Source organism: Streptococcus parasanguinis (genome assembly GCF_016648855.1).
Lineage (GTDB): Bacteria > Bacillota > Bacilli > Lactobacillales > Streptococcaceae > Streptococcus > Streptococcus parasanguinis_L.
This window is the reverse complement of sequence record NZ_JACLQU010000008.1, coordinates 71,555-93,529: the sequence shown is the minus strand read 5'-3', so window position 1 is coordinate 93,529 and position 21,975 is coordinate 71,555. Positions and strand designations below refer to the sequence as shown.

Genomic DNA, 21,975 nt, shown 5'->3' with positions numbered 1-21,975 from the left:
CCGAACACAGCAGTTAAGCCCTAGAACGCCGGAAGTAGTTGGGGGTTGCCCCCTGTGAGATAAGGTAGTCGCTTAGCAAGAGATTGAGCCTAGTAGATACTAGGCTCATTTGGGAGTTTAGCTCAGCTGGGAGAGCATCTGCCTTACAAGCAGAGGGTCAGCGGTTCGATCCCGTTAACTCCCATAGGTCCCGTAGTGTAGCGGTTATCACGTCGCCCTGTCACGGCGAAGATCGCGGGTTCGATTCCCGTCGGGACCGTTAAGATAATGAAAATTATTTTAAGACTCGTTAGCTCAGTTGGTAGAGCAATTGACTTTTAATCAATGGGTCACTGGTTCGAGCCCAGTACGGGTCATATTTTGCGGGTTTGGCGGAATTGGCAGACGCACCAGATTTAGGATCTGGCGCTTTACGGCGTGGGGGTTCAAGTCCCTTAACCCGCATAAGAGAATAATAATGAGCCGGCTTAGCTCAGTTGGTAGAGCATCTGATTTGTAATCAGAGGGTCGCGTGTTCAAGTCATGTAGCCGGCATTTTTTTATATAAAGAAAGCAATGCGAACGTAGTTCAGTGGTAGAACACCACCTTGCCAAGGTGGGGGTCGCGGGTTCGAATCCCGTCGTTCGCTTGAGGAGGCCGGGGTGGCGGAACTGGCAGACGCACAGGACTTAAAATCCTGCGATTGGTAACGATCGTACCGGTTCGATTCCGGTCCTCGGCATAGATTTAGGTTGGAGAAGAAGCACCCTTAGCTCAACTGGATAGAGTACCTGACTACGAATCAGGCGGTTAGAGGTTCGACTCCTCTAGGGTGCATGGTCGCAAGGCTATGTAGTAATTGAATAGGAACGAGCACCCTTAGCTCAACTGGATAGAGTACCTGACTACGAATCAGGCGGTTAGAGGTTCGACTCCTCTAGGGTGCATAAAGCGGTAGCTTTAGATCGGGAAGTAGCTCAGCTTGGTAGAGTACTTGGTTTGGGACCAAGGTGTCGCAGGTTCGAATCCTGTCTTCCCGATAGTGTATCGAAAAAGTCTAATGGTTGTCATTAGACTTTTTTTGTAGTTATTTTTTTATTAATTTACAAGAAAAAAGAGCTTGCGCTCTTTCCAACTTTATTTATTTCGCAGTTCAACATAACGGTTATACCAAATTTTGATATATTCCTCAGAAAAAGGACCTTTGTTTTGGTTTATCCAATCTACTAGAACCTTAACATTTTCCTTTAAAATATAGTCGATGTCATCTGAATAGTGCATTTTTTCTTTGTGCTGCTCGTATTCTTCAACATCTAACAATTTTTTTTCACCATTGGTAAAGACCTTGACATCGAGATCATAGTCGATATATTTTAAGGCTTCTTGGTCAATGTGAAAAGGACTTGCTAGGTTACAGTAGTAAGACACACCATTGTCACGGATCATGGCGATGATGTTAAACCAATATTTTTTATGGAAATAAACGATCGCTGGTTCACGCGTGATCCAACGTCTACCATCACTTTCAGTAACAAGTGTATGATCATTTACTCCAATAATTGCATTTTCGGTTATCTTTAATACCATGGTGTCACGCCATGTTCGGTGTAAACTGCCATCATGTTTATAACTTTGAATTGTAATAAAGTCGCCTTCTTTAGGTAGTTTCATAACTTACCAACTTTCTACAATCTAAGTATATCCTCTATATTGTATCATATTTTTTCAAATTTTTTCTTATTTTTCTATTTAATTTTCAATTTGGTTTATGAATCTAAGTATTCTCTAATGGCTGATGTTATATCACTATAATCGTAGCCTTTTCTGGCTAGTGCCTGAGTCAAGCGTTGTTTGAGGTCATAGCCTTCATATTTTTTACTGTATTTACGGTATTGTTTTTCTAACTCTTTTAGGATGAGCTCATTGGTTGTTTCTTCATCTGCTTCTAGTTCAAGATTTTGTAAAGCTATTTGAGCTTGGTTGTACGCAAAGCCTTTTGAAATGAGTGCTTGGATGATTTTCGTTTCAATGGCTTTTAACGGATATTTTCCTTGGTATTTTTTTACGAGTTTTATTGCGGTACGGTCGATCACTTCTGAGAAATCATAGTCTGCAAGAATTTCTTGAAGGATAGATTTTGGGATCCCTTTTTGTTGAATTTTTTGTTGTAATAAGGCAGGGCCCTTATCGCCACTGAGAAGGTTGGCCTCTATCAGGTTTCTTGCATATTGACGATCATCTAACCACTTGTCTTCTTTTAGGTGTTGGACAACTTTATCAATAATGCCACTATCAATCTCATATTTTGTCAGGTAGTCTCGGACTTCTTTTGTTGTTCGAGCTTTAAAAGAAAGATGGTAAAGGGCCAGGTTTTTACCATAGGAGTATTGAGCAAACTCTTGGATTTCTTTTAGTTCCTCTTCACTGATTTCTTTATCTTTGGAAAGAAAATATTTGACGATGGTGTCTTCTGTAATATAAAGTTTTTGATCATTGTCTAATTCCAGGAGGTAGAGTCTTTTTTTCTTTTCTAGTTTTGTAATTTTCATGTTTTTATTATACCGAAAAATGTGTTAAGATAGGGATATGAACGTTAAAGTAAAACAAAAAATTCCTTTGAAAATTAAACGAATGGGAATTAACGGTGAAGGGATTGGCTTTTATAAAAAAACACTTGTCTTTGTGCCAGGCGCTTTGAAGGGAGAAGATATCTTCTGCCAAATTACAAGTGTCAAGAAAAATTTTGCGGAAGCCAAACTCTTATCTGTGAATAAGGCGTCTAAGTATCGGGTGACACCCATGTGTGATATCTATGAGACCTGTGGGGGCTGTCAAATCATGCATTTGAAGTATGACAAGCAGTTGGAGTTTAAGACAGATTTATTGCAACAGGCCTTGAAAAAGTTCTCACCTGAAGGCTTTGAACAGTATGCTATTCGGCCGACAATCGGAATGCAGGAGCCTCTTTACTATCGGGCCAAATTGCAATTTCAAACAAGGAAATTCAAGGGCCAGGTCAAGGCGGGACTCTATGCTCAAAATTCACATTATTTGGTGGAATTAAAAGATTGTTTGGTTCAAGATCCGGTTATTCAAGCGATTGCCAATGATCTAACGGATTTATTGACCTATTATCAGATTCCGATTGCTGATGAGCGTAAAGAACTGGGTGTCAGAACCATGATGGTTCGACGGGCGCGGAAGTCTGGTCAAGTTCAGATCATTGTGGTCACTAGTCGTCAGATTAACATAAATAATTTGGTGCAAGACTTGGTCACGAAACACCCTGAGATTGTCACAGTTGCTGTTAACAAAAATACGTCTCGATCCAGTGAAATCTATGGCGAACAAACGCAGATTATTTGGGGAGAAGAGGCCATTTTGGAAGGTGTTTTGGATTATGAATTCTCCCTTTCTCCTCGAGCTTTTTACCAGTTGAATCCGGAACAAACTGAAGTATTGTATAGTGAAGCGGTTAAGGCTCTAGATGTTTCTCCAGAGGATCACCTGATTGATGCCTATTGTGGGGTTGGAACGATTGGCTTTGCTTTTGCTAATAGAGTGAAAAGTGTTCGGGGGATGGATATTATTCCTGAAGCGATTGAGGATGCCAAATACAATGCTAAACGGATGGGATTTGAGAATACCCACTATGAGGCTGGTACAGCAGAAGAGATCATTCCTCGCTGGTACCAAGAAGGCTATCGGGCTAATGCTGTGATCGTGGATCCACCTCGTACGGGCTTGGGGACAAAATTAATCGAGACCTTGTTGCACTATGCACCTGAAAAGATGGTCTATGTCTCTTGTAATGTCTCTACTTTGGCACGGGATCTAGTGGCTTTGACGAAGGTTTATCAGGTTGAATACATTCAATCAGTGGACATGTTCCCCCATACTGCAAGGACAGAAGCAGTTGTGAAATTAGTGAAGAAGTGAAAGAAGAAGAATGGATATTTGGGAAAAACTTTATCTTGAGGCGAAAGCTCTCTATGCGCCTCAAGAGGTTTCAGATTTTGTCTATGCTCGACATGTGGTTGCTGCTGTTGAGGCTGCAGATGGTCAGATTTTTACGGGCTTTTGTATGGAAGGAACCTGTGGCGTCTTTCATTTATGTGCCGAACGAGCAGCCCTCTTCAACATGTATCAACAATCAGGACAAACCAAGGTCAAGCGCATTATTGCTTTTCGAGACAAACCTCCTTATGGAGAAGGTTCTGGGATGCCTTGTGGGGCCTGTCGTGAATTTCTCCTTGAGCTAGATGCTGAGAATCGTCATCTAGAATTTATGGTGGATTATGAGAGTCGTAAGACCATTACTTTAGGTGAATTGATGCCTCTTTGGTGGGGAGAAGAACGGGCTCGTCAAAGAGAAAATAAAGGGAATGAGTAGAGGAAATAAATAAATGGACAATGTTATTGATGTATCGATTCCAGTTGCTCAAGTTATTGATCAACATCCGGAGGTATTGGATTTGTTGGTGGAGTTGGGCTTTAAACCCTTAGCCAATCCGATCATGCGAAATACAGTTGGGCGCAAGGTTTCCTTAAAACAAGGATCAAAATTAGAAGGTACTCCTATGGAGAAGATTGTGCGAACACTAGAGGCCAATGGCTATGAAGTAGTGGGGCTAGACTAATGAGTGATGAACGAATTCATGTCTTAAGAGACATCTTATTAGATCTGCATCATGGAGCTTCTCCTGAGTCGGTCCAAGAGCGCTTTGATGCGACCTTTAGCGGGGTGTCTGCGATTGAGATTTCCCTCATGGAGCATGAGCTGATGAACTCCGATGCAGGCATCACCTTTGAGGATGTCATGGAGCTGTGCGATGTCCATGCTAATCTCTTTAAGAATGCGGTACAAGGGGTCGAAGTGGCAGATACAGACCATCCAGGCCATCCTGTTCAAATCTTTAAACAGGAGAACTTAGCCCTTCGTGCAGCTATGATGCGGGTACGCCGCTTGCTAGACAATTATGAGACGACTGAGGATCCTGAGATGATTCAGGAGATTCATAAGGGTTTGTTACGTCAGCTGGGCTTGGTGGGTCAATTTGACCGGCATTACCGTCGCAAGGAAGAATTGATGTTTCCCATTATGGAGCGCTATGGGCATGATTCTCCTCCTAAAGTCATGTGGGGAGTGGATGACCAGATTCGAGAACTCTTTGCGAAAGCTTTGGATGTGGCCAAGAAACTACCAGATTCTGCCATTTCAGAAGTCAAAGAGCGCTTTGAAGCCTTTGCCCAAGAGTTTGAGGCTATGATCTTCAAGGAAGAGTCCATCCTCTTGATGATTTTATTGGAGGCCTTTACTCAGGATGATTGGCTCTCCATCGCGGAAGAAAGCGAGGCTTATGGTTATGCTATTATCATTCCGAGTGAGAAATGGGTGCCGAAACGTGTGGACTTCAAGGAAGAAGGTGCAATAGAGACAGAAGGTTCAGATGAAGCCCTTCCTTCTTCAAATGGAAGCGAGCAACGTCAGGTCATTGAGATTCCTGAGGGACAACTGACCATTACCTTCAGGCCTAAGAAAAAGGAAGAGAGTTTCGATCGCCAACAGCAACAAGCTTTTGGGCATGGCTTTCTCTCTGTGGAGCAGGCCAACTTGATCTTGAACCATCTGCCGATGGAGATCACCTTTGTCAATAAGGATGATATTTTCCAATATTACAATGATGCAGCGCCTTTTGAGGAAATGATCTTCAAACGGACGCCGTCGCAGGTAGGACGCAATGTCGAATTGTGTCACCCTCCGAAATACTTGGAGAAGGTCAAAGCCATCATGCAGGGGCTTCGAGAAGGGAAAAAAGACAAGTACGAAATGTGGTTCAAATCAGAATCACGTGGGAAATTTATCCATGTCACCTATGCAGCCGTGCGTGATGAAGCTGGAGACTTTCAAGGTGTCTTGGAATATGTTCAGGACATTCAACCCTATCGGGAGATCGATAGTGAATTTTATAGAGGATTGGAGTAAGAATGAGCTACGAAAAAGAATTTATGAAAGAATTTGAGGCTTGGATCAAGACCCAGGTCATGATCAATGAAATGGCTCTCGAAGAAAGTAAGAAGGTTTTTGATGAAGACCAGGATGAACGAGCTAAAATCGCTATGATTCGCTATGAAAGCCGTTTGGACGCTTATCAGTTCTTGCAAGGGAAGTTCGAAAATTTCCATGCTGGAAAAGGATTTCATGATTTACCAGATGGCCTCTTTGGTGAAAGAAAATATTAAAAACACCTTATTGAAGGCGTTTTACTAGCTAGATTTACCTGAAAATTGAGCAATGACTTGATTTTTTAGGGGATTGTGATACAATAAAAAAGTTGAAATGACATCAACGGATTTTTGAATGGAATGATAGTGATGAAACCTTGTTGCCTTAGGAATTGATCACTGAATTTAGGAGGAAAAATGGCAAAGAAGAACGTAAACCGTGCGAAACAATACAAACATCAAAATAGACATCTTTTGAAAAAAGCTGTCGCAACTGTAACTGCAGCTGTGAAAGAAACACCTAAAAAGGTTGAGAAAGCTACAAAAGCAGTGGCGAAAGAAGTGAAACAAGCGGCTTCTTCAGTGGAAGAATTTGCTGCAAGTTTGGAAGGTGTGGCACTTGATCGTGCGCAAACATTCTATGATGAAGGTATTCGCTCTGTTGCGGACTTCGCAAACTGGACAGAAAAAGAGTTGTTGGCCCTTAAAGGAATCGGCCCAGCTACAATCAAGAAATTGAAAGAACTAGGCGTTAAATTTAAATAATCGCTTTTATGATTTCTTGCTATTTCCAGGAAAACTTGCTAAAATGAACCTGTTAGAGGTGTTTTGAGTCCCACATTTTACAGAAAGTGGCGGTGCTGAGAAGTCCACAAATGTGTCAAAACTGGTTGCTAATGGATGAAAATGAAATAAACAAAGTTGCGGGCATTGCCCGAAATTGGGTGGTACCGCGGATCAAAACATTCGTCCCTGTCAGATTGATGACAGGGGCGATTTTTTTGTTGCAGCCTAGCCAAAGGAGCTTGTCATGAAACAATCTTTTAACACCAGTAAACTCTACTATGGTTTTCCGATCTTCATCTTGGGGTATCAGGACCAGAACTTTGGGCACAATATCACGACCTGCAGTTCCTCTTATAGCCTGGGAGATTGGCTGGTCATCGGGGTTGGTAGTGAGGAAAATGCGGCTAACCAGATTAAGCATTATCAACAGTTCACTGTGAACATCCCTGATGAAAACTTTATGCTTGAGATGGAGCAGGCTGGGTTTATCAGCCATCGGGAGAAGTTGGAACACCTAGGGCTAGACTACGAGATTTCTGAACGGACTCAGGCTCCGATTTTGGAGGCTTGTCCAGTCGTTTTGGATTGCCAGGTAGATCGGATTGTCGAGGAAGATGGCATCTGCCATATCTTTGCTAAGATTCTTGAGCGACTGGCTGATCCAGAGCTCTTAGATGACAAGGGGCATTTTAAAAATGACCGTTTTGCGCCGACTTACTTTATGGGGGACGGCCATCAGCGTGTTTACCGTTATCTAGATGACCGAGTCGATCCCATGGGGTGCTTTATCAAGAAAGCGAGGAAGAAGAATGACAAGAGCTGAACTGCCAGAACGAATCGAAACGGATCGTCTGGTCTTACGAGTCCGAACAGTGGCTGATGCAGAGGACATCCATGCTTACGCTAGTCTTCCAGAAGTCTCTTACCCAGCAGGTTTTCCACCCGTCAAGACCTTGGAAGACGAGATCTATTATCTAGAGCATATCCTTCCCGATCGCAATCAAAAAGAAAATCTTCCAGCTGGTTACGGCATTGTGGTCAAAGGAACCGATAAAATCATTGGCTCTGTTGACTTCAACCATCGCTACGAAGATGATGTGCTGGAAATTGGCTATACCTTGCATCCAGACTATTGGGGGCGAAGCTATGTACCCGAAGCAGCGTGTGCCTTGATTAACCTGGCTTTTAAAGAACTGGGGCTTCATAAGATTGAGCTGTCTTGCTTTGGTTACAACCTTCAAAGTCAACGAGTCGCTGAGAAACTTGGCTTCATCCTTGAAGCTCGCATAAGAGACCGCAAAGATGCTCAAGGCAACCGCTGTGATGATTTGAGATATGGCTTGCTGAAGAGTGAGTGGGAAACTCAAGATCAACATTAAAAATAGAAATAACTAGAAAGGACACACACATGTCTAAAGAACTTTCACCTAAATACAATCCAGCCGAGGTTGAGGCTGGTCGTTACCAAAAATGGCTTGACGAAGATGTTTTCAAGCCTTCAGGCGATAAAAAGGCTAAACCATACTCTATCGTTATTCCACCACCAAACGTGACTGGTAAACTCCACCTTGGTCACGCTTGGGATACAACTTTACAGGATATCATCATCCGTCAAAAACGCATGCAAGGTTTCGATACGCTTTGGCTTCCAGGTATGGACCACGCAGGTATTGCTACTCAAGCTAAGGTTGAGGAGCGCTTGCGTGGCGAAGGCATCAGCCGTTATGACCTCGGTCGTGAAAAATTCCTTGATAAAGTCTGGGAATGGAAAGACGAATATGCCACTACTATCAAGGAACAATGGGGCAAGATGGGGCTCTCTGTAGACTACTCTCGCGAACGATTCACTCTTGACGAAGGTTTGTCAAAAGCCGTGCGCAAGGTCTTTGTGGACCTTTACAAGAAGGGCTGGATCTACCGCGGTGAATTTATCATCAACTGGGATCCAAAAGCCCGTACAGCCCTTTCTGATATCGAGGTTATTCACAAGGATGTCGAAGGTGCCTTCTACCACATGAACTACATGTTGGAAGACGGTTCACGTGCCCTTGAAGTAGCAACAACTCGTCCTGAAACGATGTTTGGGGATACTGCTGTAGCGGTTAACCCAAATGATGACCGTTATAAAGACTTGATTGGTCAAAATGTTATCTTGCCAATCTTGAACAAGCCAATCCCAATCGTAGGGGACGAACACGCAGACCCTGAGTTTGGTACTGGTGTGGTGAAGATCACTCCTGCCCACGACCCTAATGACTTCTTGGTTGGTCAACGTCATAATCTTCCGCAAGTGAACGTTATGAACGATGATGGTACCATGAATGAATTGGCTGGTGAATTCAATGGCATGGACCGCTTTGAAGCTCGTAAGGCTGTTATCAAGAAGTTAGAAGAAATTGGTGCCCTTGTTAAGATTGAGAAGATGACCCACTCAGTTGGTCACTCAGAGCGTACAGGGGTTATGGTTGAGCCACGTTTGTCTACACAATGGTTTGTGAAGATGGATCAATTGGCGAAAAATGCCATTGCCAACCAAGACACAGATGATAAGGTTGAATTTTACCCACCTCGTTTCAACGATACCTTCCTTCAATGGATGGAAAATGTCCACGACTGGGTGATCTCTCGTCAGCTCTGGTGGGGTCACCAAATCCCAGCTTGGTACAATGCTGAAGGTGAAATGTACGTTGGCGAAGAAGCGCCAGAAGGTGACGGATGGAAACAAGACGAAGATGTCTTGGATACTTGGTTTAGTTCAGCCCTTTGGCCATTCTCAACTATGGGTTGGCCGGATATCGACTCAGAAGATTTCAAACGTTACTTCCCAACTTCAACCTTGGTAACAGGTTACGATATCATCTTCTTCTGGGTGTCTCGTATGATCTTCCAATCATTGGAATTCACAGGACGCCAACCATTTAAGAATGTTCTTATCCACGGTTTGATCCGTGACGAGCAAGGACGCAAGATGTCTAAATCTCTCGGTAACGGGATTGACCCAATGGATGTTATCGAGAAATATGGTGCGGATGCCCTTCGTTGGTTCCTTTCAAACGGTTCTGCACCAGGGCAAGACGTGCGCTTCTCTTATGAGAAAATGGATGCATCATGGAACTTCATTAACAAGATTTGGAACATCTCTCGTTACATCCTCATGAACAATGAAGGTTTGACCCTGGATGTGGCGCGTGAAAATGTGGCTAAAGTGGCTGCTGGTCAAGCAGGTAACGTGACAGACCGCTGGATTCTCCATAACCTTAACGAAACGATTGGAAAAGTCACTGAAAACTTTGATAAGTTTGAATTTGGTGTGGCTGGTCACATCCTCTACAACTTCATCTGGGATGAGTTTGCGGACTGGTATGTTGAGTTGACTAAGGAAGTGCTTTACAGCGACAATGAGGACGAAAAAGTCATCACTCGTTCAGTTCTTCTTTATACGTTGGACCAAATCTTGCGTCTCCTTCATCCAATCATGCCATTCGTGACTGAAGAAATTTACGGCCAAATCTCTGAAGGAACGATCGTGACTGCGGAATACCCAGTGGTTCGTCCAGAATTTGAAAATGAAGAAGCAGCAGCTGGTGTAGAAGCTCTTAAAGATGTGATTCGTTCAGTACGTAACTCACGTGCAGAAGTGAACGTAGCGCCAAGTAAGCCAATCACTATCTTGATCAAGACAAGCGACATTAAGCTCGATGCCTTCTTCAATGATAATGTCAACTACATCAAACGCTTCACAAACCCAGAACACTTGGAAATTGCAGCAGATGTAGAGGTACCTGATTTGGTTATGTCAAGCATCATCACAGGGGCAGAAATCTACTTGCCACTTGCTGACCTTCTCAATGTCGAAGAAGAATTGGCTCGTCTTGAAAAAGAATTAGCCAAATGGCAAAAAGAACTGGATATGGTCGGTAAGAAGCTCTCTAACGAACGCTTCGTAGCCAATGCCAAACCAGAAGTCGTCCAAAAAGAACGCGACAAACAAGCCGACTACCAAGCTAAATATGATGCGACCGTTGCACGTATTGATGAGATGAAGAAGTTGGTTAAATAAACACAGAAACACGGCGGGATGCCGTGTTTTTTGTATGATTCTGTAAGAGAAAAAGTTTAAGTAACCTATTTTTAGACCATTTTCCAGAAATAATCGATGATATAGGTCAGGCCGTAGGTGTAGATGACGAGGGTGATGGGTTTACAGAGGATGATGATGGTCATGTAGCGTTTGAAGGTCATATTGGTCAGACCTGCCAGCATACAGATGAAGTCGGCGGGACTAACCGGCCAGATCATCATGAAGATAAAGAAGCGATCGAACCGCTTGCCTTCATTGAGCCAGCCAATGTACTTGTCGTAGGTTTTCTGACTAACCATGGATTGGACGAACTTAGGTCCATACATTCTGGCTAGGTGGAAGATAATGGCACAGCCAATCACGATCCCGATGTAATTGTAGATGGTCCCGATAATATGGCCGTAGATGAAGACACCTGCTACAGATGTCAGGGCGCCAGGAATAATAGGGACCACTGTTTGAAGGATCTGAAGAAAGATAAAGAGCGGTGGCCCGAAGATTCCGGCTTGCAAAATAAAAGCTGACAAGGTTTCTTTGGATTGAAGGATGCCAGAAAAGTAGGCCCAGATACAAAAGGCCAAGGTCCCAAGAGCCCCAATGATGGACGACCAATTAATGATGTGCTGGAGAAGAGGGGATACCTCCCTCAATTTTTTTTCTTTTGTTATCATAACTCTTCCGCGTAGTTTTTTCTTCTACTATACCATTTTTTTGTCTATTTGTAAGCTCTGGTGATGGAGGTGATGAAAGCCTTAAAAGATGGTATAATGATGTAATTGAGGCTCGAATTAGCATCATAGATATTAGAGGAGGATGTAGTGGAAGAATATATAAATTTATACCATCAGAAATTATGGGAAATAGCTTTTACGAATGTACGAGATACTTTCGTCAATCAAAATACACTTTCCTGGGGGTTATTAATTTATTTCAGTTATGTCATGTTTGATCTATTAGCTGGGAATAAAAAACGTGTCCTGATTGTTACTTGTATTCCTTTTGTCTTATTCTTTCTTAGTATGGGTGCGGAGTATCTATACAGTTATGATAAAATCATGAATCCCAAATCAGATTATAACAATGAATGGAGTTTTGAAGGGTTAAAACGTGACACCGTTTTACCTATGATTGAGAATATTGATAAAATTCCCATAGCCAGTGTTGATGGAAAATTAAAAAGACAAGATATTATCCTATTTGCGGTATCTAATCCAACATATTATGATGCGTTGTTTGGAAAAGCATCCATGTTGCTATCAGGTCGACAGCAGGTTGGAAATGACTTTGTGATTGTTTTGGTTGGATATGAAGTGAAAGATGATAGTTGGCAATCTGTAGATATTCGTATTGCACCAAGTGTTGAAGAAAGTGATTTTCAGAAATTTTCTAAAGTGCTTCATATCGAAAGAGAAGAAAAAGTAGGTGCTACTAGTATTGTTAGCGACCTTCAATTCATATATTATAAGAATTCGCAGGAAGAAAAGAATGGAAAAAAGTCCAAATTGTGAATAAAACGGCTCTCCACTCTAACATTAGAACTTTCCTTTTTGGAAAGTTTTTTTGTCTAAAAAAGTAAGGAAGACCTTCTCCATTTGTTTATGAGTAGATCTCTCCTCTGAGATCAAGTCATCCGTGCTAAAAAGCCTATTTTATGCTATAATGGGGAGAATACGAATGTTTGGAGAAAAACGTGTCAATCGAAAATTACAAACCAGATTTTGCGGTGGAAGCAGCCTATGATCTCACCGTTGCAGACTTGAAAAAACAGGGTATCAAGGCGGTCCTTGTGGATTTGGATAATACCTTGATTGCTTGGAATAATCCGGATGGGACTCCTGAAATGCGCCAGTGGTTGCATGACCTTCGTGATGGAGGGATTCGGGTTATCGTGGTGTCTAATAATAGCCCCAAACGGGTCAAGCGCGCTGTTGAGAAATTTGATATTGACTATGAAGCCTGGTCGCTCAAGCCCTTTACTTTTGGGATTGATCGTGCCCTCAAACGTTTCCACTATGAGAAAAATGAAGTGGTCATGGTCGGAGATCAACTGATGACCGATATCCGGGCTGCCCATCGTGCAGGCATTCGTTCGATTTTGGTCAAGCCTTTGGTTGAGCATGACTCCATCAAGACGCAGATCAACCGGGCGCGTGAACGCCGTGTCATGAAGCAAATGGCCGAAAAATATGGTCCAATTGTATATAAAAAAGGAATTTAAGAATGGAAGAATTATTCTGTATTGGCTGTGGAGCCCCCATTCAGACAGAAAACAAAGAGGGGCTAGGCTATACTCCCCAATCAGCTCTTGAAAAGGGTTTGGAAACAGGCGAAGTTTATTGCCAACGCTGTTTCCGTCTGCGTCACTATAATGAAATCACAGATGTGCATCTGACGGATGATGATTTCCTAAAACTCCTTCACGAGGTAGGAGATAGTGATGCTCTCGTGGTCAATGTAGTGGATATTTTTGATTTTAATGGATCTGTTATCCCAGGCTTACCACGCTTTGTAGCAGGAAATGATGTTCTCTTGGTCGGAAACAAAAAAGACATCTTGCCCAAGTCTGTCAAGGATAGCAAGGTGACCCATTGGTTGATGGAGCGGGCCCACGAAGAAGGCATGCGTCCTGTCGATGTGGTCCTCACCTCTGCTCAAAACAAGAGTGCGATCAAGGACTTAATGGAAAAGATTGAACAGTACCGCAAGGGACGTGATGTCTATGTGGTGGGTGTGACCAACGTTGGGAAATCGACCCTCATCAATGCAATCATCCAAGAAATCACTGGAGACAAGGATATCATTACGACTTCTCGCTTCCCAGGGACGACACTGGACAAGATTGAAATCCCACTGGACGATGGATCCTACATCTACGATACACCAGGGATTATCCATCGCCACCAGATGGCTCATTACTTGACAGCAAAAAATCTCAAATATGTCAGCCCTAAAAAGGAAATCAAGCCTAAGACTTATCAGCTCAATCCAGAGCAAACCCTCTTTTTGGGTGGCTTGGGACGTTTTGACTTTATTAAGGGGGAAAAACAAGGTTTCACCGCCTTCTTTGACAACGAACTCAAGCTTCACAGAACCAAGCTAGAGGGCGCGACCGCCTTTTATGACAAGCATGTTGGTGGCTTGCTAACTCCACCTAATAGCAAAGAAAAAGAAGAGTTCCCACCCTTGGTTTCTCATGAGTTTACCATTAAGGACAAGACAGACCTGGTCATCTCAGGACTCGGCTGGCTCCGCGTCAATGGAGAAGCTAAAGTAGCTGTCTGGGCACCAAAAGGCGTTGCCGTCGTTACCCGCAAAGCTATTATTTAAAAAAACAGGAAAAAATATATCTGAAGAGCGAACAAAGTGAGCTCATAAAGAGATCGTTATTGCCGTGGTGTAGTTGCCAATCGTGAGATTGGCAAGGGCAAAATGGAGACCAAGGCTCCATTTTGAGGTGAGGAAATCCATTTTTCAAAGATGAGATCTTTGAAAAATTAGTTCCGGCCGTCCCCACCACTTAAAATAACAATCAAAAAAGGAAGTAAAAATATGACATTAACATCTAAACAACGGGCTTTCCTCAATAGCCAAGCCCACAGCCTCAAACCCATTATCCAAATCGGGAAGAATGGGCTCAATGACCAAATTAAAACCAGTGTGCGCCAAGCGCTTGATGCGCGCGAATTGATCAAGGTGACTCTTCTTCAAAATACGGATGAGAATATCCATGAAGTCGCAGAAATCTTGGAAGAAGAAATCGGTGTGGAAACGGTCCAAAAGATTGGTCGGATTCTCATCTTGTTTAAACAATCGAGCAAAAAAGAAAATCGTAAAATTTCAGCGAAGGTAAAAGAAATTTAAGACATCGAGGAGAGCAAACCTATGGCAATTGAACTATTGACTCCCTTTACCAAGGTAGAGTTAGAGCCAGAGATCAAAGACAAGAAACGCAAACAAGTTGGTATTTTGGGTGGAAATTTCAATCCGGTCCACAATGCCCATTTGGTCGTTGCGGATCAAGTGCGCCAACAATTAGGGTTAGATAAGGTGCTCTTGATGCCTGAGTATGAGCCGCCGCATGTCGATGCCAAGGGGACGATTGCAGAGCACCATCGCCTTAAGATGCTGGAATTAGCCATTGAAGGCATTGAAGGTCTGGAGATCGAGACGATTGAACTCGAGCGGAAAGGGATTTCCTATACCTACGACACCATGCTCTTGCTCAATGAACGGGATCCAGACACAGATTATTACTTCATTATTGGTGCAGATATGGTGGATTATTTACCCAAATGGCACCGCATCGATGAATTGGTGGAGATTGTGCAATTTGTCGGGGTCCAGCGACCACGCTATAAGGCAGGGACTTCTTATCCGGTGATCTGGGTGGACGTTCCTCTAATGGACATCTCCTCTAGTATGGTGCGTGATTTTGTAGCCAAGGGTCGGACGCCGAATTTTATGTTGCCAAAACCAGTCTTGGACTACATCAAGAAAGAAGGTTTGTATCAATGACCTATGAAAACTATCTCGGCTTTTCTCGTGAGGTCTTGCTTGAAAAAATGCGTCAAATCCTGCCAGAAAAGCGGCTTACTCACTGTTTAGGGGTTGAGAAGGCTGCGCGTGACTTGGCCAAACGCTATGGGGCTGATGAAGAGCAGGCTGGCCTAGCAGGTCTCTTACATGACTATGCCAAGAAATTATCAGATCAGAAATTTCTGGACTTGATCGATCGCTATGAGCTGGATCCAGCATTAAAAAACTGGGGCAACAATGTCTGGCATGGGATGGTCGGGATTTACAAGATCCAAGAAGACCTCGGACTGACAGATCCAGCCATTCTTCGCAGTATTGAGATTCACACCGTGGGGAGTGGACAGATGTCGACCTTAGACAAGATTGTCTATGTGGCAGATTACATTGAGCACAACCGGGCCTTTCCAGGGGTAGATCAGGCGCGCGACATTGCCCAAGTCTCCTTGGATCGTGCCGTGGCCTATGAGACGGCTCGCACAGTCGAACACCTGGCCCACCAAGGATTGCCCATTTATCCCCAAACCCTTGAAACCTATAACGCCTTTGTGAAGTATTTGAAAGAGGAGCAGTGAGTGAAGACAGCTTTTATCATTATTGATGTACAAAATATCTTAGTGGAAACAGGTTTTGAGACAGGAAAGCTCTTAGAGAAGATCGCTTATTTGCAAGATCAGGCTAGAAAAGAGCAGATTGAAATCATCTATATACAGCATATTGAAACGCCAGAGGCTTTAACTTCGGAAGATTGGCAATTATCGCCCCTGTTGAAGAGGCAGGCAGATGAGAAGGTATTTCAGAAGCGATACAATAGCATATTTAAAGAGACAGGATTAAAAGAATACTTGGATCAACAAGGGATTGAACAACTGGTCCTGTGTGGTATGCAGACAGAATATTGTGTCGATACATCCGTCAAAGTGGGGTTTGAATACGGTTATAAGTTGGTTATTCCAGAAGGAGCTGTCACAACCTTTGATGGAGAGGATATTCCGGCAGAAACGCTTAATGAATTTTATGAAAATATTTGGGCAGAACGTTTTGCGGATGTCTTAGATTACAAATCAATTTTTTAAGGAAAGAGGATTACATGAAAGAAAAAGAACTACTTGAACTAGTTGTCAAAGCAGCCGATGAAAAGCGTGCAGAAGACATTGTGGCTTTGGATGTTCAAAGCTTAACCAGCGTGACAGACTACTTTGTCATCGCAAGCTCTATGAATAGCCGTCAATTGGAGGCTATCGCTGAAAATATTCGCGAGAAGGTCGTTGAAGCTGGTGGCAATGCCAGCCACGTCGAAGGTGATTCAGCTGGAGGTTGGGTCCTTCTTGACTTAGGTGGTGTAGTGGTTCATGTCTTCTCAGAAGAAATGCGTGCCCACTATAACCTAGAAAAGCTATGGCACGAAGCAAGTGCTGTCGATCTTTCAGCAGCCCTAGCATAAGCAGGTAAACTCAGTTGGTAGCAACTGAGTTTTGTTGGTTAAATTGAAATTCTATGGAAAGAAAGGATGGGGCCTCGTGTTTGGTTAATTTGATAATTGAACACGAGCTAAAAGCTGTGAGAAAAAGAGTAACTTCCTTTGTATCTGATGATACGGCAGAAAGTTCCCTATTTTCTCTATGCTTTTAACGCTCCTTGTATCTTAGAAAGGATTTGAACCCGTCCTGTACTCCTCGGAAAATAGATAGCACTCCTTGGAGTTTAGCTCCATCGTCGTGCTCCTAATTTTCTATCGGATTACGGATGGACTTGGTATCATGAATATGGCGACTTATGAAACGTTTGCGGCGGTCTACGATGCGGTCATGGATGATAGTCTGTATGACTTATGGACGGATTTTTCCCTCCGTCATCTTCCTAAAAGTAAGGACCGGAAAAAATTACTGGAATTGGCTTGTGGGACAGGGATTCAGTCTGTTCGCTTTTCCAAAGCTGGTTTTGATGTGACAGGATTAGACCTGAGTGCGGATATGCTGAAAATTGCTGAAAAAAGAGCGGCTTCAGCCAAGCAGAAGATTGATTTTATCAAGGGCAATATGCTGGACCTGTCGCAAGCAGGCACTTATGATTTCGTGACCTGCTATTCCGATTCTATCTGCTACATGCAAGACGAGGTAGAAGTAGGGGATGTCTTCAAAGAAGTGTATAATGCCCTTAATGAAGATGGTGTTTTTATCTTTGATGTACATTCGACCTACCAGACAGATGAGGTATTCCCAGGATATTCTTACCACGAGAATGCGGAAGACTTTGCCATGCTCTGGGATACCTATGAGGATGCAGCCCCTCACTCGATCGTCCATGAGCTGACCTTCTTTGTCCAAGAAGAGGATGGCTCCTTTAGTCGCCACGATGAAGTTCATGAGGAACGCACTTATGAAGTTTTAACCTATGACATCTTATTGGAGCAGGCTGGCTTTAAATCTTTCAAATTGTATGCAGACTTTGAGGACAAAGCGCCAACAAAGACCAGCAAACGTTGGTTTTTTGTAGCACAGAAGTAGGATAGCATGACAGTTACAGGTATTATTGCAGAATTTAATCCCTTTCATAATGGACACAAGTACCTGCTGGAACAGGCAGAAGGGCTGAAGATTGTGCTCATGTCTGGGAATTTTGTCCAGCGTGGCGAACCTGCCATAGTTGACAAGTGGATTCGCGCGCAGATGGCTTTGGAAAATGGAGTGGACCTGGTGGTTGAGCTCCCCTTTCTCGTGGCTGTTCAGTCGGCTGATCATTTTGCCAAGGGAGCGGTAGAAATCTTGTCCCGTCTAGGAATCGACCAATTGACTTTTGGGACAGAAGAGGTCTTAGATTACCAAGCGATTGCGACTGTTTATTCGGAGAAAGAAGTGGAAATGGAAGCTTTCCTGCGAAGTCTTCCAGAAGATTTATCCTATCCACAAAAGACTCAAAAAATGTGGGAAACCTTTGCTGGAGTGGAGTTCACAGGAGCTACTCCCAATCATATCCTGGGTTTGGCCTATGCCAAGGCTTGTGCTGGGAAGGGAATTGCGCTCAAGGCTATCCAACGTCAAGGTGCAGGCTACCATTCAGAAGAAAAAGAGGTGGCCTATGCTTCTGCGACTAGTCTACGCCTACACAAGGAAGATCAAGACTTTGTCGCTAAATTCATGCCCAATAGCCAACTCTTTCAGTCGGCTCCACAGGTATCTTGGGAGTATTATGACCAACTGCTCCGTTATCAAATCCTAACCCATCCGGATTTGACACAGATTTTTCAAGTCAATGAAGAACTGGCCAATCGGATAAAAGATGCGGTTCGAAGTGCTAGTTCTGTGGAAGACCTGGTGGAGAAAGTCGCAACCAAGCGCTATACCAAAGCACGTGTGCGCCGCATCTTGACCTACATCTTGGTAGGGGCGATGGATCAAGCTCTTCCCTATGCCATTCATGTCTTAGGATTTTCCGCAAAGGGACAAGCTCATCTCAAAGGCTTGAAAAAATCAGTAGAAATCGTGACCCGAATCGGTAAGGAACCTTGGGACAGTTTGACCCAGCAAGCCGATCAGGTGTATCAACTAGGCCATCCCCAATTGCCAGAGCAGATCTGGGGGCGGGTGCCAGTGAGAGTGGAAGATCAATAAGAGGTGAATAGTCGAGCAACTCCAATTGGAAGGATACGCAAAAAACTCTTCCAAGTCTTGTGATTTATGATATAATATAAAAGATTGAAAATAATTTGAAAAAATTTAAGGAGAATCCTCATGGGACGTAAATGGGCCAATATTGTTGCCAAGAAAACTGCCAAAGATGGTGCCAACTCAAAAGTGTATGCTAAATTTGGTGTGGAGATCTATGTAGCTGCTAAAAAGGGTGAACCAGATCCAGAACTAAATACTGCTTTGAGATTCGTTATTGACCGTGCGAAACAAGCGCAAGTGCCAAAGCACGTGATTGATAAAGCGATCGATAAGGCAAAAGGAAACACTGACGAAACCTTTACAGAAGGACGTTACGAAGGATTTGGACCAAATGGTTCGATGTTGATCGTTGATACCTTGACGTCAAACGTCAACCGTACAGCTGCTAATGTCCGTGCTGCTTTTGGTAAAAACGGTGGGAACATGGGAGCTTCCGGTTCTGTATCTTACCTCTTTGACAACAAAGGTGTCATCGTATTTGCTGGTGATGATGCCGATGCGATCTTTGAACTTTTGCTTGAAGCAGATGTTGATGTAGATGATGTCGAAGCAGAAGAAGGAACGATCACAGTCTACACTGCTCCAACTGATCTTCACAAAGCGATCGTTGCTTTGCGTGAATCAGGTGTCGAAGAATTCCAAGTAACAGAATTGGAAATGATTCCTCAATCAGAAGTTGAGTTATCAGGTGAAGATTTGGAAACATTTGAAAAACTTTACAGCGTTCTTGAAGATGACGAGGACGTACAAAAAATCTACACCAACGTAGATGGATTCTAATCACTCATAAGGATTGTAGTGAATCCCATAAATCAAGAAAAAGGATAGCTTCTCAGATCAAGCTATCCTTTTTCTCTGTCTGATGAGGATCTATCTTTTGTAAGTGATGTCCTGTATAAGCGTAAATACGGGTCAGGGGTGATTGGGAGAGTGTGGAAACCTTGAAATAGAAATAATGGTCTCGATGATCCCGACTTTTAGTATGGTGAAGACGAAAGTAGTTTCGCTGGCCTGCTGCCATAGAGTGGAGAATATCGTCTTCTAAAAAGACGAGCGGCGTAGAAGTAGCGGCCCACTTGTAAAAGTCCATCTCAAATTGGTGGTAATTCTCCGAAAAATAATCAAATTGTAATTCGTGTTTAGTCTGAATAGGTTTCATAGGGTGTTTCCTCAGATTCAATAAAAATGATAGAGTCTACGAGGAGACGGTGGTAGTGGCCATCGCTTTTGAGAAGAAGCTCAGAAGCAGATAAGGTGTGAATCGAACCTGTGTAGGTAGCAAATTGATTCCCCTCTAAAGTTGTGATCGAGATCGTCGTTTGTTGTTGAAAGGCCTGCTCCAGGAGCTGGATCTGTTCAGCAAGTGGAAGAACCGTGAGCTGACTACGGTCAATTTCTTTTGTATGTAGGGCGGTTGTGTGCTCAGACAAAAAGAAGCCAGCCCATTTGGCCATGCCACGATCTTGAAATTCGCGGGCGGATTGATAAGGGAGATAAGAACGGTCGATCATGTTAATCCATCTAAGCCTCCTGCGGAATGTCCGCCTGTTAGTTTACTGCGTGCAATGGCGCGTGAGTTTTCTAGTAATGAGGAGCCTTTCTGAAGAGAGGTAAAGCCAAATTGGTCCCGAATGCGGTCAATGGTCTGCTGGAGTTTCTCCTCTTTTTCCAAGGCTACTGGGTCATCAAAGAGAGAAAAGAGTTGAAGAGACTCCTCGACAAGTTCTCCATAAAAAACACCAATCTGCCGAATGGCGCCTCCTTCGTACTTGGAGAGAAAGAGCCGCAGAACCGTATCGGATAAAACCTTGGTGGATTGGGTGGGCTCAATCTTTTGCTGACAATGAATGGACGGAAGCCCCTCGATTTTGGAGTAGGAGGCATGAATGGAGACCAGTTGGGTCTTCTTTTTTTTCCGTCGCAAGCGAATAGCCACCTGTTCAGCCATCTCCCGAAATACCAGTTCAATATCAGCTTGTAGATGGTAGTCATAGGGCAAGATTTGAGAGTTGCCAATGCCTCGTGATTTCGGACGATAAGGCTTGTGGACATTGCTTTCATCAATGCCATGAGAATGAAACCACAGTTGAAGGCCCATGACTCCGAATTCTTTCTTTAAGAGATCTGGGTGAGCCTGGGCCAGTTCAGCAATCGACGTGATCCCGATTTTTTGCAATCGCTTTTCAGTCCGACGTCCAATGCCCCAAAAATCAGTAAGCTGGGGCAGTTTCCAGACCTTACTTTCTACATCTTCATAAGACCAATTGGAGCGCATATTTCGGCAATGCTTGGCTTCATTGTCCAAGGCTAGCTTGGCAAGAAGGGGATTGGCATTGCTGAGGCCGATGGTAGAGTAGATTCCAGTTTCCTGCCAGATCCTTTTTTGGATTCTGGCAGAAAGGAGATCCAATTTTTCCTTTCGAGAGAGGGAGAGATCTGGAATAAAATAATTTAAGGAAGAGGTCAGATCGATAAAGCCTTCGTCAATCGAGTAAGGGAAAATATCATCTGGTGCCGCAAATTCCTGAAAGACTTTTTGAATCTCCATATTGACCTGAATATAGGCATTCATCCGTGGAGGTACAATCAGGGTTCTCTTGGCCCAGGATTCAATGGATGCAATAAAGGCTGGATCTGTGGGCAATCCTTGCTTTTTAGCGACGTAGCTATTAAATTTTCTGGTTTTGAGGTCAAAAGGTAGGTCGTAGCTACGGCTGACATTTTTCTTGCCAAAGACTTGTTTGAAAACGGGAGAGCTCGCCAAAATTAGGCCAGCTGAATTGTCGCTCCGACTCATGACGCAAAGAGAAGTCGTCAAGGGATTGAGCCCTAGACGGACACATTCACAACTGGCATAAAAACTTTTCATATCCACAAAAGCAATATCAGAATGAGGCTCACGTGAATAATCAAATAGCATA

The 21,975-nt window shown here is 43.5% G+C and carries 26 protein-coding genes and 10 tRNA genes; 30 read left to right on the top strand and 6 right to left on the bottom strand.

All coding sequences use genetic code 11. From position 1 onward, the window contains the following. Positions 1 to 111 precede the first annotated feature (111 nt). The 10 genes from H7T92_RS06510 (at position 112) to H7T92_RS06465 (ending at position 1,020) form a co-directional block, all read left to right on the top strand. Positions 112 to 184, top strand: a tRNA-Val gene (locus H7T92_RS06510). A gap of 2 nt (positions 185 to 186) precedes the next feature. Next, a tRNA-Asp gene (locus H7T92_RS06505) sits at positions 187 to 259 on the top strand. A gap of 24 nt (positions 260 to 283) precedes the next feature. Further along, positions 284 to 356, top strand: a tRNA-Lys gene (locus H7T92_RS06500). A 6-nt stretch (positions 357 to 362) separates the two neighbouring features. Next, positions 363 to 444 (top strand) — tRNA-Leu (locus tag H7T92_RS06495). Positions 445 to 461: 17 nt separating this feature from the next. Beyond that, positions 462 to 534 (top strand) — tRNA-Thr (locus H7T92_RS06490). A gap of 23 nt (positions 535 to 557) precedes the next feature. After that, a tRNA-Gly gene (locus H7T92_RS06485) sits at positions 558 to 629 on the top strand. Between the two features lie 7 nt (positions 630 to 636). Continuing rightward, positions 637 to 722: transfer RNA gene (locus tag H7T92_RS06480), tRNA-Leu, on the top strand. 21 nt (positions 723 to 743) lie between these two features. Beyond that, positions 744 to 817: transfer RNA gene (locus H7T92_RS06475), tRNA-Arg, on the top strand. Positions 818 to 853: 36 nt separating this feature from the next. Beyond that, positions 854 to 927 (top strand) — tRNA-Arg (locus tag H7T92_RS06470). 19 nt (positions 928 to 946) lie between these two features. After that, a tRNA-Pro gene (locus H7T92_RS06465) sits at positions 947 to 1,020 on the top strand. Positions 1,021 to 1,117: 97 nt separating this feature from the next. On the opposite strand, the gene ntdP is transcribed toward H7T92_RS06465, so the two are convergent. Both ntdP and recX read right to left on the bottom strand, forming a co-directional pair. Further along, complete coding sequence (gene ntdP, locus H7T92_RS06460) at positions 1,118 to 1,651, bottom strand: nucleoside tri-diphosphate phosphatase (RefSeq protein ID WP_013903172.1); 534 nt, start codon at positions 1,649 to 1,651, stop codon at positions 1,118 to 1,120. Between the two features lie 95 nt (positions 1,652 to 1,746). Beyond that, positions 1,747 to 2,529 carry a recombination regulator RecX gene (gene recX / locus H7T92_RS06455; protein WP_201037366.1) on the bottom strand — a complete coding sequence of 261 codons (783 nt, stop codon included), beginning with the start codon at positions 2,527 to 2,529 and terminating at the stop codon, positions 1,747 to 1,749. Between the two features lie 37 nt (positions 2,530 to 2,566). Between recX and rlmD the strand changes: the two genes are divergently transcribed. The 9 genes from rlmD (at position 2,567) to H7T92_RS06410 (ending at position 10,832) form a co-directional block, all read left to right on the top strand. Beyond that, positions 2,567 to 3,919: a 23S rRNA (uracil(1939)-C(5))-methyltransferase RlmD gene (gene rlmD / locus H7T92_RS06450; protein WP_201037365.1), complete on the top strand. Its 1,353-nt coding sequence runs from the start codon at positions 2,567 to 2,569 to the stop codon at positions 3,917 to 3,919. A gap of 10 nt (positions 3,920 to 3,929) precedes the next feature. Further along, complete coding sequence (locus H7T92_RS06445) at positions 3,930 to 4,373, top strand: cytidine deaminase family protein (RefSeq protein WP_021152718.1); 444 nt, start codon at positions 3,930 to 3,932, stop codon at positions 4,371 to 4,373. A gap of 13 nt (positions 4,374 to 4,386) precedes the next feature. Then, positions 4,387 to 4,620, top strand: a complete 234-nt coding sequence (locus H7T92_RS06440; RefSeq protein ID WP_003005810.1) for a DUF1858 domain-containing protein — start codon at positions 4,387 to 4,389, stop codon at positions 4,618 to 4,620. After that, complete coding sequence (locus H7T92_RS06435; RefSeq protein ID WP_201037364.1) at positions 4,620 to 5,966, top strand: DUF438 domain-containing protein; 1,347 nt, start codon at positions 4,620 to 4,622, stop codon at positions 5,964 to 5,966. Before H7T92_RS06440 ends, H7T92_RS06435 begins: the two co-directional genes overlap by 1 nt. 2 nt (positions 5,967 to 5,968) lie before the next feature. Further along, complete coding sequence (locus tag H7T92_RS06430; RefSeq protein ID WP_201037363.1) at positions 5,969 to 6,223, top strand: DUF1912 family protein; 255 nt, start codon at positions 5,969 to 5,971, stop codon at positions 6,221 to 6,223. Between the two features lie 180 nt (positions 6,224 to 6,403). Next, positions 6,404 to 6,751 carry a helix-hairpin-helix domain-containing protein gene (locus tag H7T92_RS06425; protein ID WP_021152722.1) on the top strand — a complete coding sequence of 116 codons (348 nt, stop codon included), beginning with the start codon at positions 6,404 to 6,406 and terminating at the stop codon, positions 6,749 to 6,751. 265 nt (positions 6,752 to 7,016) lie between these two features. Beyond that, the gene (locus H7T92_RS06420; protein ID WP_021152723.1) at positions 7,017 to 7,595 is read left to right on the top strand and encodes a flavin reductase family protein; all 579 of its coding nucleotides are present in this window, start codon (positions 7,017 to 7,019) and stop codon (positions 7,593 to 7,595) included. Further along, entirely contained in the window at positions 7,582 to 8,151 is a 570-nt protein-coding gene (locus H7T92_RS06415; protein WP_045759143.1) for a GNAT family N-acetyltransferase, read from the top strand. Before H7T92_RS06420 ends, H7T92_RS06415 begins: the two co-directional genes overlap by 14 nt. 29 nt (positions 8,152 to 8,180) lie before the next feature. Next, the gene (locus H7T92_RS06410; RefSeq protein ID WP_201037362.1) at positions 8,181 to 10,832 is read left to right on the top strand and encodes a valine--tRNA ligase; all 2,652 of its coding nucleotides are present in this window, start codon (positions 8,181 to 8,183) and stop codon (positions 10,830 to 10,832) included. Positions 10,833 to 10,903: 71 nt separating this feature from the next. On the opposite strand, the gene H7T92_RS06405 is transcribed toward H7T92_RS06410, so the two are convergent. Further along, positions 10,904 to 11,524 carry a TVP38/TMEM64 family protein gene (locus tag H7T92_RS06405; RefSeq protein ID WP_045759145.1) on the bottom strand — a complete coding sequence of 207 codons (621 nt, stop codon included), beginning with the start codon at positions 11,522 to 11,524 and terminating at the stop codon, positions 10,904 to 10,906. A 147-nt stretch (positions 11,525 to 11,671) separates the two neighbouring features. On the opposite strand from H7T92_RS06405, the gene H7T92_RS06400 reads away from it, so the two are divergent. The 11 genes from H7T92_RS06400 (at position 11,672) to H7T92_RS06350 (ending at position 19,834) form a co-directional block, all read left to right on the top strand. After that, positions 11,672 to 12,361, top strand: a complete 690-nt coding sequence (locus tag H7T92_RS06400; RefSeq protein ID WP_052690129.1) for a hypothetical protein — start codon at positions 11,672 to 11,674, stop codon at positions 12,359 to 12,361. Positions 12,362 to 12,543: 182 nt separating this feature from the next. Further along, positions 12,544 to 13,071, top strand: coding sequence for a YqeG family HAD IIIA-type phosphatase (locus H7T92_RS06395; protein WP_045759146.1), 528 nt, complete (start codon positions 12,544 to 12,546; stop codon positions 13,069 to 13,071). A gap of 2 nt (positions 13,072 to 13,073) precedes the next feature. Continuing rightward, the gene (gene yqeH / locus H7T92_RS06390) at positions 13,074 to 14,180 is read left to right on the top strand and encodes a ribosome biogenesis GTPase YqeH (RefSeq protein ID WP_045759147.1); all 1,107 of its coding nucleotides are present in this window, start codon (positions 13,074 to 13,076) and stop codon (positions 14,178 to 14,180) included. A 222-nt stretch (positions 14,181 to 14,402) separates the two neighbouring features. After that, positions 14,403 to 14,714 carry a ribosome assembly RNA-binding protein YhbY gene (yhbY, locus tag H7T92_RS06385; RefSeq protein WP_003005853.1) on the top strand — a complete coding sequence of 104 codons (312 nt, stop codon included), beginning with the start codon at positions 14,403 to 14,405 and terminating at the stop codon, positions 14,712 to 14,714. Positions 14,715 to 14,735: 21 nt separating this feature from the next. Further along, positions 14,736 to 15,368: a nicotinate-nucleotide adenylyltransferase gene (locus H7T92_RS06380; protein WP_003012335.1), complete on the top strand. Its 633-nt coding sequence runs from the start codon at positions 14,736 to 14,738 to the stop codon at positions 15,366 to 15,368. Then, positions 15,365 to 15,961, top strand: coding sequence for a bis(5'-nucleosyl)-tetraphosphatase (symmetrical) YqeK (yqeK, locus tag H7T92_RS06375; RefSeq protein WP_045759148.1), 597 nt, complete (start codon positions 15,365 to 15,367; stop codon positions 15,959 to 15,961). Before H7T92_RS06380 ends, yqeK begins: the two co-directional genes overlap by 4 nt. Beyond that, positions 15,962 to 16,462, top strand: coding sequence for a cysteine hydrolase family protein (locus H7T92_RS06370; RefSeq protein WP_045759149.1), 501 nt, complete (start codon positions 15,962 to 15,964; stop codon positions 16,460 to 16,462). Between the two features lie 14 nt (positions 16,463 to 16,476). Beyond that, positions 16,477 to 16,830 (top strand): ribosome silencing factor, encoded by a 354-nt coding sequence (rsfS, locus tag H7T92_RS06365; RefSeq protein WP_003014310.1) that lies wholly within the window; start codon positions 16,477 to 16,479, stop codon positions 16,828 to 16,830. 322 nt (positions 16,831 to 17,152) lie between these two features. Next, on the top strand, positions 17,153 to 17,893 hold the full coding sequence (locus H7T92_RS06360) for a class I SAM-dependent DNA methyltransferase (RefSeq protein ID WP_311626171.1): 741 nt from the start codon (positions 17,153 to 17,155) through the stop codon (positions 17,891 to 17,893). A gap of 6 nt (positions 17,894 to 17,899) precedes the next feature. Further along, the gene (locus H7T92_RS06355; protein ID WP_201037360.1) at positions 17,900 to 18,997 is read left to right on the top strand and encodes a nucleotidyltransferase; all 1,098 of its coding nucleotides are present in this window, start codon (positions 17,900 to 17,902) and stop codon (positions 18,995 to 18,997) included. Between the two features lie 120 nt (positions 18,998 to 19,117). Then, on the top strand, positions 19,118 to 19,834 hold the full coding sequence (locus H7T92_RS06350) for a YebC/PmpR family DNA-binding transcriptional regulator (protein WP_003005873.1): 717 nt from the start codon (positions 19,118 to 19,120) through the stop codon (positions 19,832 to 19,834). 52 nt (positions 19,835 to 19,886) lie between these two features. Here the strand turns inward: H7T92_RS06350 and H7T92_RS06345 are convergent, their stop codons facing one another. The 3 genes from H7T92_RS06345 to H7T92_RS06335 are packed head-to-tail and all read right to left on the bottom strand — an operon-like array spanning position 19,887 to position 21,974. Beyond that, on the bottom strand, positions 19,887 to 20,213 hold the full coding sequence (locus H7T92_RS06345; RefSeq protein WP_003005875.1) for a DUF5960 family protein: 327 nt from the start codon (positions 20,211 to 20,213) through the stop codon (positions 19,887 to 19,889). Next, a complete protein-coding gene (locus tag H7T92_RS06340) occupies positions 20,194 to 20,565 on the bottom strand; it encodes a hypothetical protein (protein WP_049498860.1) in 372 nt (123 codons plus the stop codon). Before H7T92_RS06340 ends, H7T92_RS06345 begins: the two co-directional genes overlap by 20 nt. Continuing rightward, positions 20,562 to 21,974: a Y-family DNA polymerase gene (locus H7T92_RS06335; protein WP_201037359.1), complete on the bottom strand. Its 1,413-nt coding sequence runs from the start codon at positions 21,972 to 21,974 to the stop codon at positions 20,562 to 20,564. The genes H7T92_RS06340 and H7T92_RS06335 overlap by 4 nt, the downstream gene beginning before the upstream one ends. Position 21,975: the final 1 nt, after the last annotated feature.

Excerpts from the sequence above, each read along its gene's own strand:
- ntdP (WP_013903172.1), bottom strand. The coding sequence starts at position 1,651 with ATGAAACTACCTAAAGAAGGCGACTTTATTACAATTCAAAGTTATAAA.
- recX (WP_201037366.1), bottom strand. The coding sequence starts at position 2,529 with ATGAAAATTACAAAACTAGAAAAGAAAAAAAGACTCTACCTCCTGGAA.
- rlmD (WP_201037365.1), top strand. The coding sequence starts at position 2,567 with ATGAACGTTAAAGTAAAACAAAAAATTCCTTTGAAAATTAAACGAATG.
- H7T92_RS06445 (WP_021152718.1), top strand. The coding sequence starts at position 3,930 with ATGGATATTTGGGAAAAACTTTATCTTGAGGCGAAAGCTCTCTATGCG.
- H7T92_RS06440 (WP_003005810.1), top strand. The coding sequence starts at position 4,387 with ATGGACAATGTTATTGATGTATCGATTCCAGTTGCTCAAGTTATTGAT.
- H7T92_RS06435 (WP_201037364.1), top strand. The coding sequence starts at position 4,620 with ATGAGTGATGAACGAATTCATGTCTTAAGAGACATCTTATTAGATCTG.
- H7T92_RS06430 (WP_201037363.1), top strand. The coding sequence starts at position 5,969 with ATGAGCTACGAAAAAGAATTTATGAAAGAATTTGAGGCTTGGATCAAG.
- H7T92_RS06425 (WP_021152722.1), top strand. The coding sequence starts at position 6,404 with ATGGCAAAGAAGAACGTAAACCGTGCGAAACAATACAAACATCAAAAT.
- H7T92_RS06420 (WP_021152723.1), top strand. The coding sequence starts at position 7,017 with ATGAAACAATCTTTTAACACCAGTAAACTCTACTATGGTTTTCCGATC.
- H7T92_RS06415 (WP_045759143.1), top strand. The coding sequence starts at position 7,582 with ATGACAAGAGCTGAACTGCCAGAACGAATCGAAACGGATCGTCTGGTC.
- H7T92_RS06410 (WP_201037362.1), top strand. The coding sequence starts at position 8,181 with ATGTCTAAAGAACTTTCACCTAAATACAATCCAGCCGAGGTTGAGGCT.
- H7T92_RS06405 (WP_045759145.1), bottom strand. The coding sequence starts at position 11,524 with ATGATAACAAAAGAAAAAAAATTGAGGGAGGTATCCCCTCTTCTCCAG.
- yqeH (WP_045759147.1), top strand. The coding sequence starts at position 13,074 with ATGGAAGAATTATTCTGTATTGGCTGTGGAGCCCCCATTCAGACAGAA.
- yhbY (WP_003005853.1), top strand. The coding sequence starts at position 14,403 with ATGACATTAACATCTAAACAACGGGCTTTCCTCAATAGCCAAGCCCAC.
- H7T92_RS06380 (WP_003012335.1), top strand. The coding sequence starts at position 14,736 with ATGGCAATTGAACTATTGACTCCCTTTACCAAGGTAGAGTTAGAGCCA.
- yqeK (WP_045759148.1), top strand. The coding sequence starts at position 15,365 with ATGACCTATGAAAACTATCTCGGCTTTTCTCGTGAGGTCTTGCTTGAA.
- rsfS (WP_003014310.1), top strand. The coding sequence starts at position 16,477 with ATGAAAGAAAAAGAACTACTTGAACTAGTTGTCAAAGCAGCCGATGAA.
- H7T92_RS06360 (WP_311626171.1), top strand. The coding sequence starts at position 17,153 with ATGGCGACTTATGAAACGTTTGCGGCGGTCTACGATGCGGTCATGGAT.
- H7T92_RS06355 (WP_201037360.1), top strand. The coding sequence starts at position 17,900 with ATGACAGTTACAGGTATTATTGCAGAATTTAATCCCTTTCATAATGGA.
- H7T92_RS06350 (WP_003005873.1), top strand. The coding sequence starts at position 19,118 with ATGGGACGTAAATGGGCCAATATTGTTGCCAAGAAAACTGCCAAAGAT.
- H7T92_RS06345 (WP_003005875.1), bottom strand. The coding sequence starts at position 20,213 with ATGAAACCTATTCAGACTAAACACGAATTACAATTTGATTATTTTTCG.
- H7T92_RS06340 (WP_049498860.1), bottom strand. The coding sequence starts at position 20,565 with ATGATCGACCGTTCTTATCTCCCTTATCAATCCGCCCGCGAATTTCAA.
- H7T92_RS06335 (WP_201037359.1), bottom strand. The coding sequence starts at position 21,974 with ATGCTATTTGATTATTCACGTGAGCCTCATTCTGATATTGCTTTTGTG.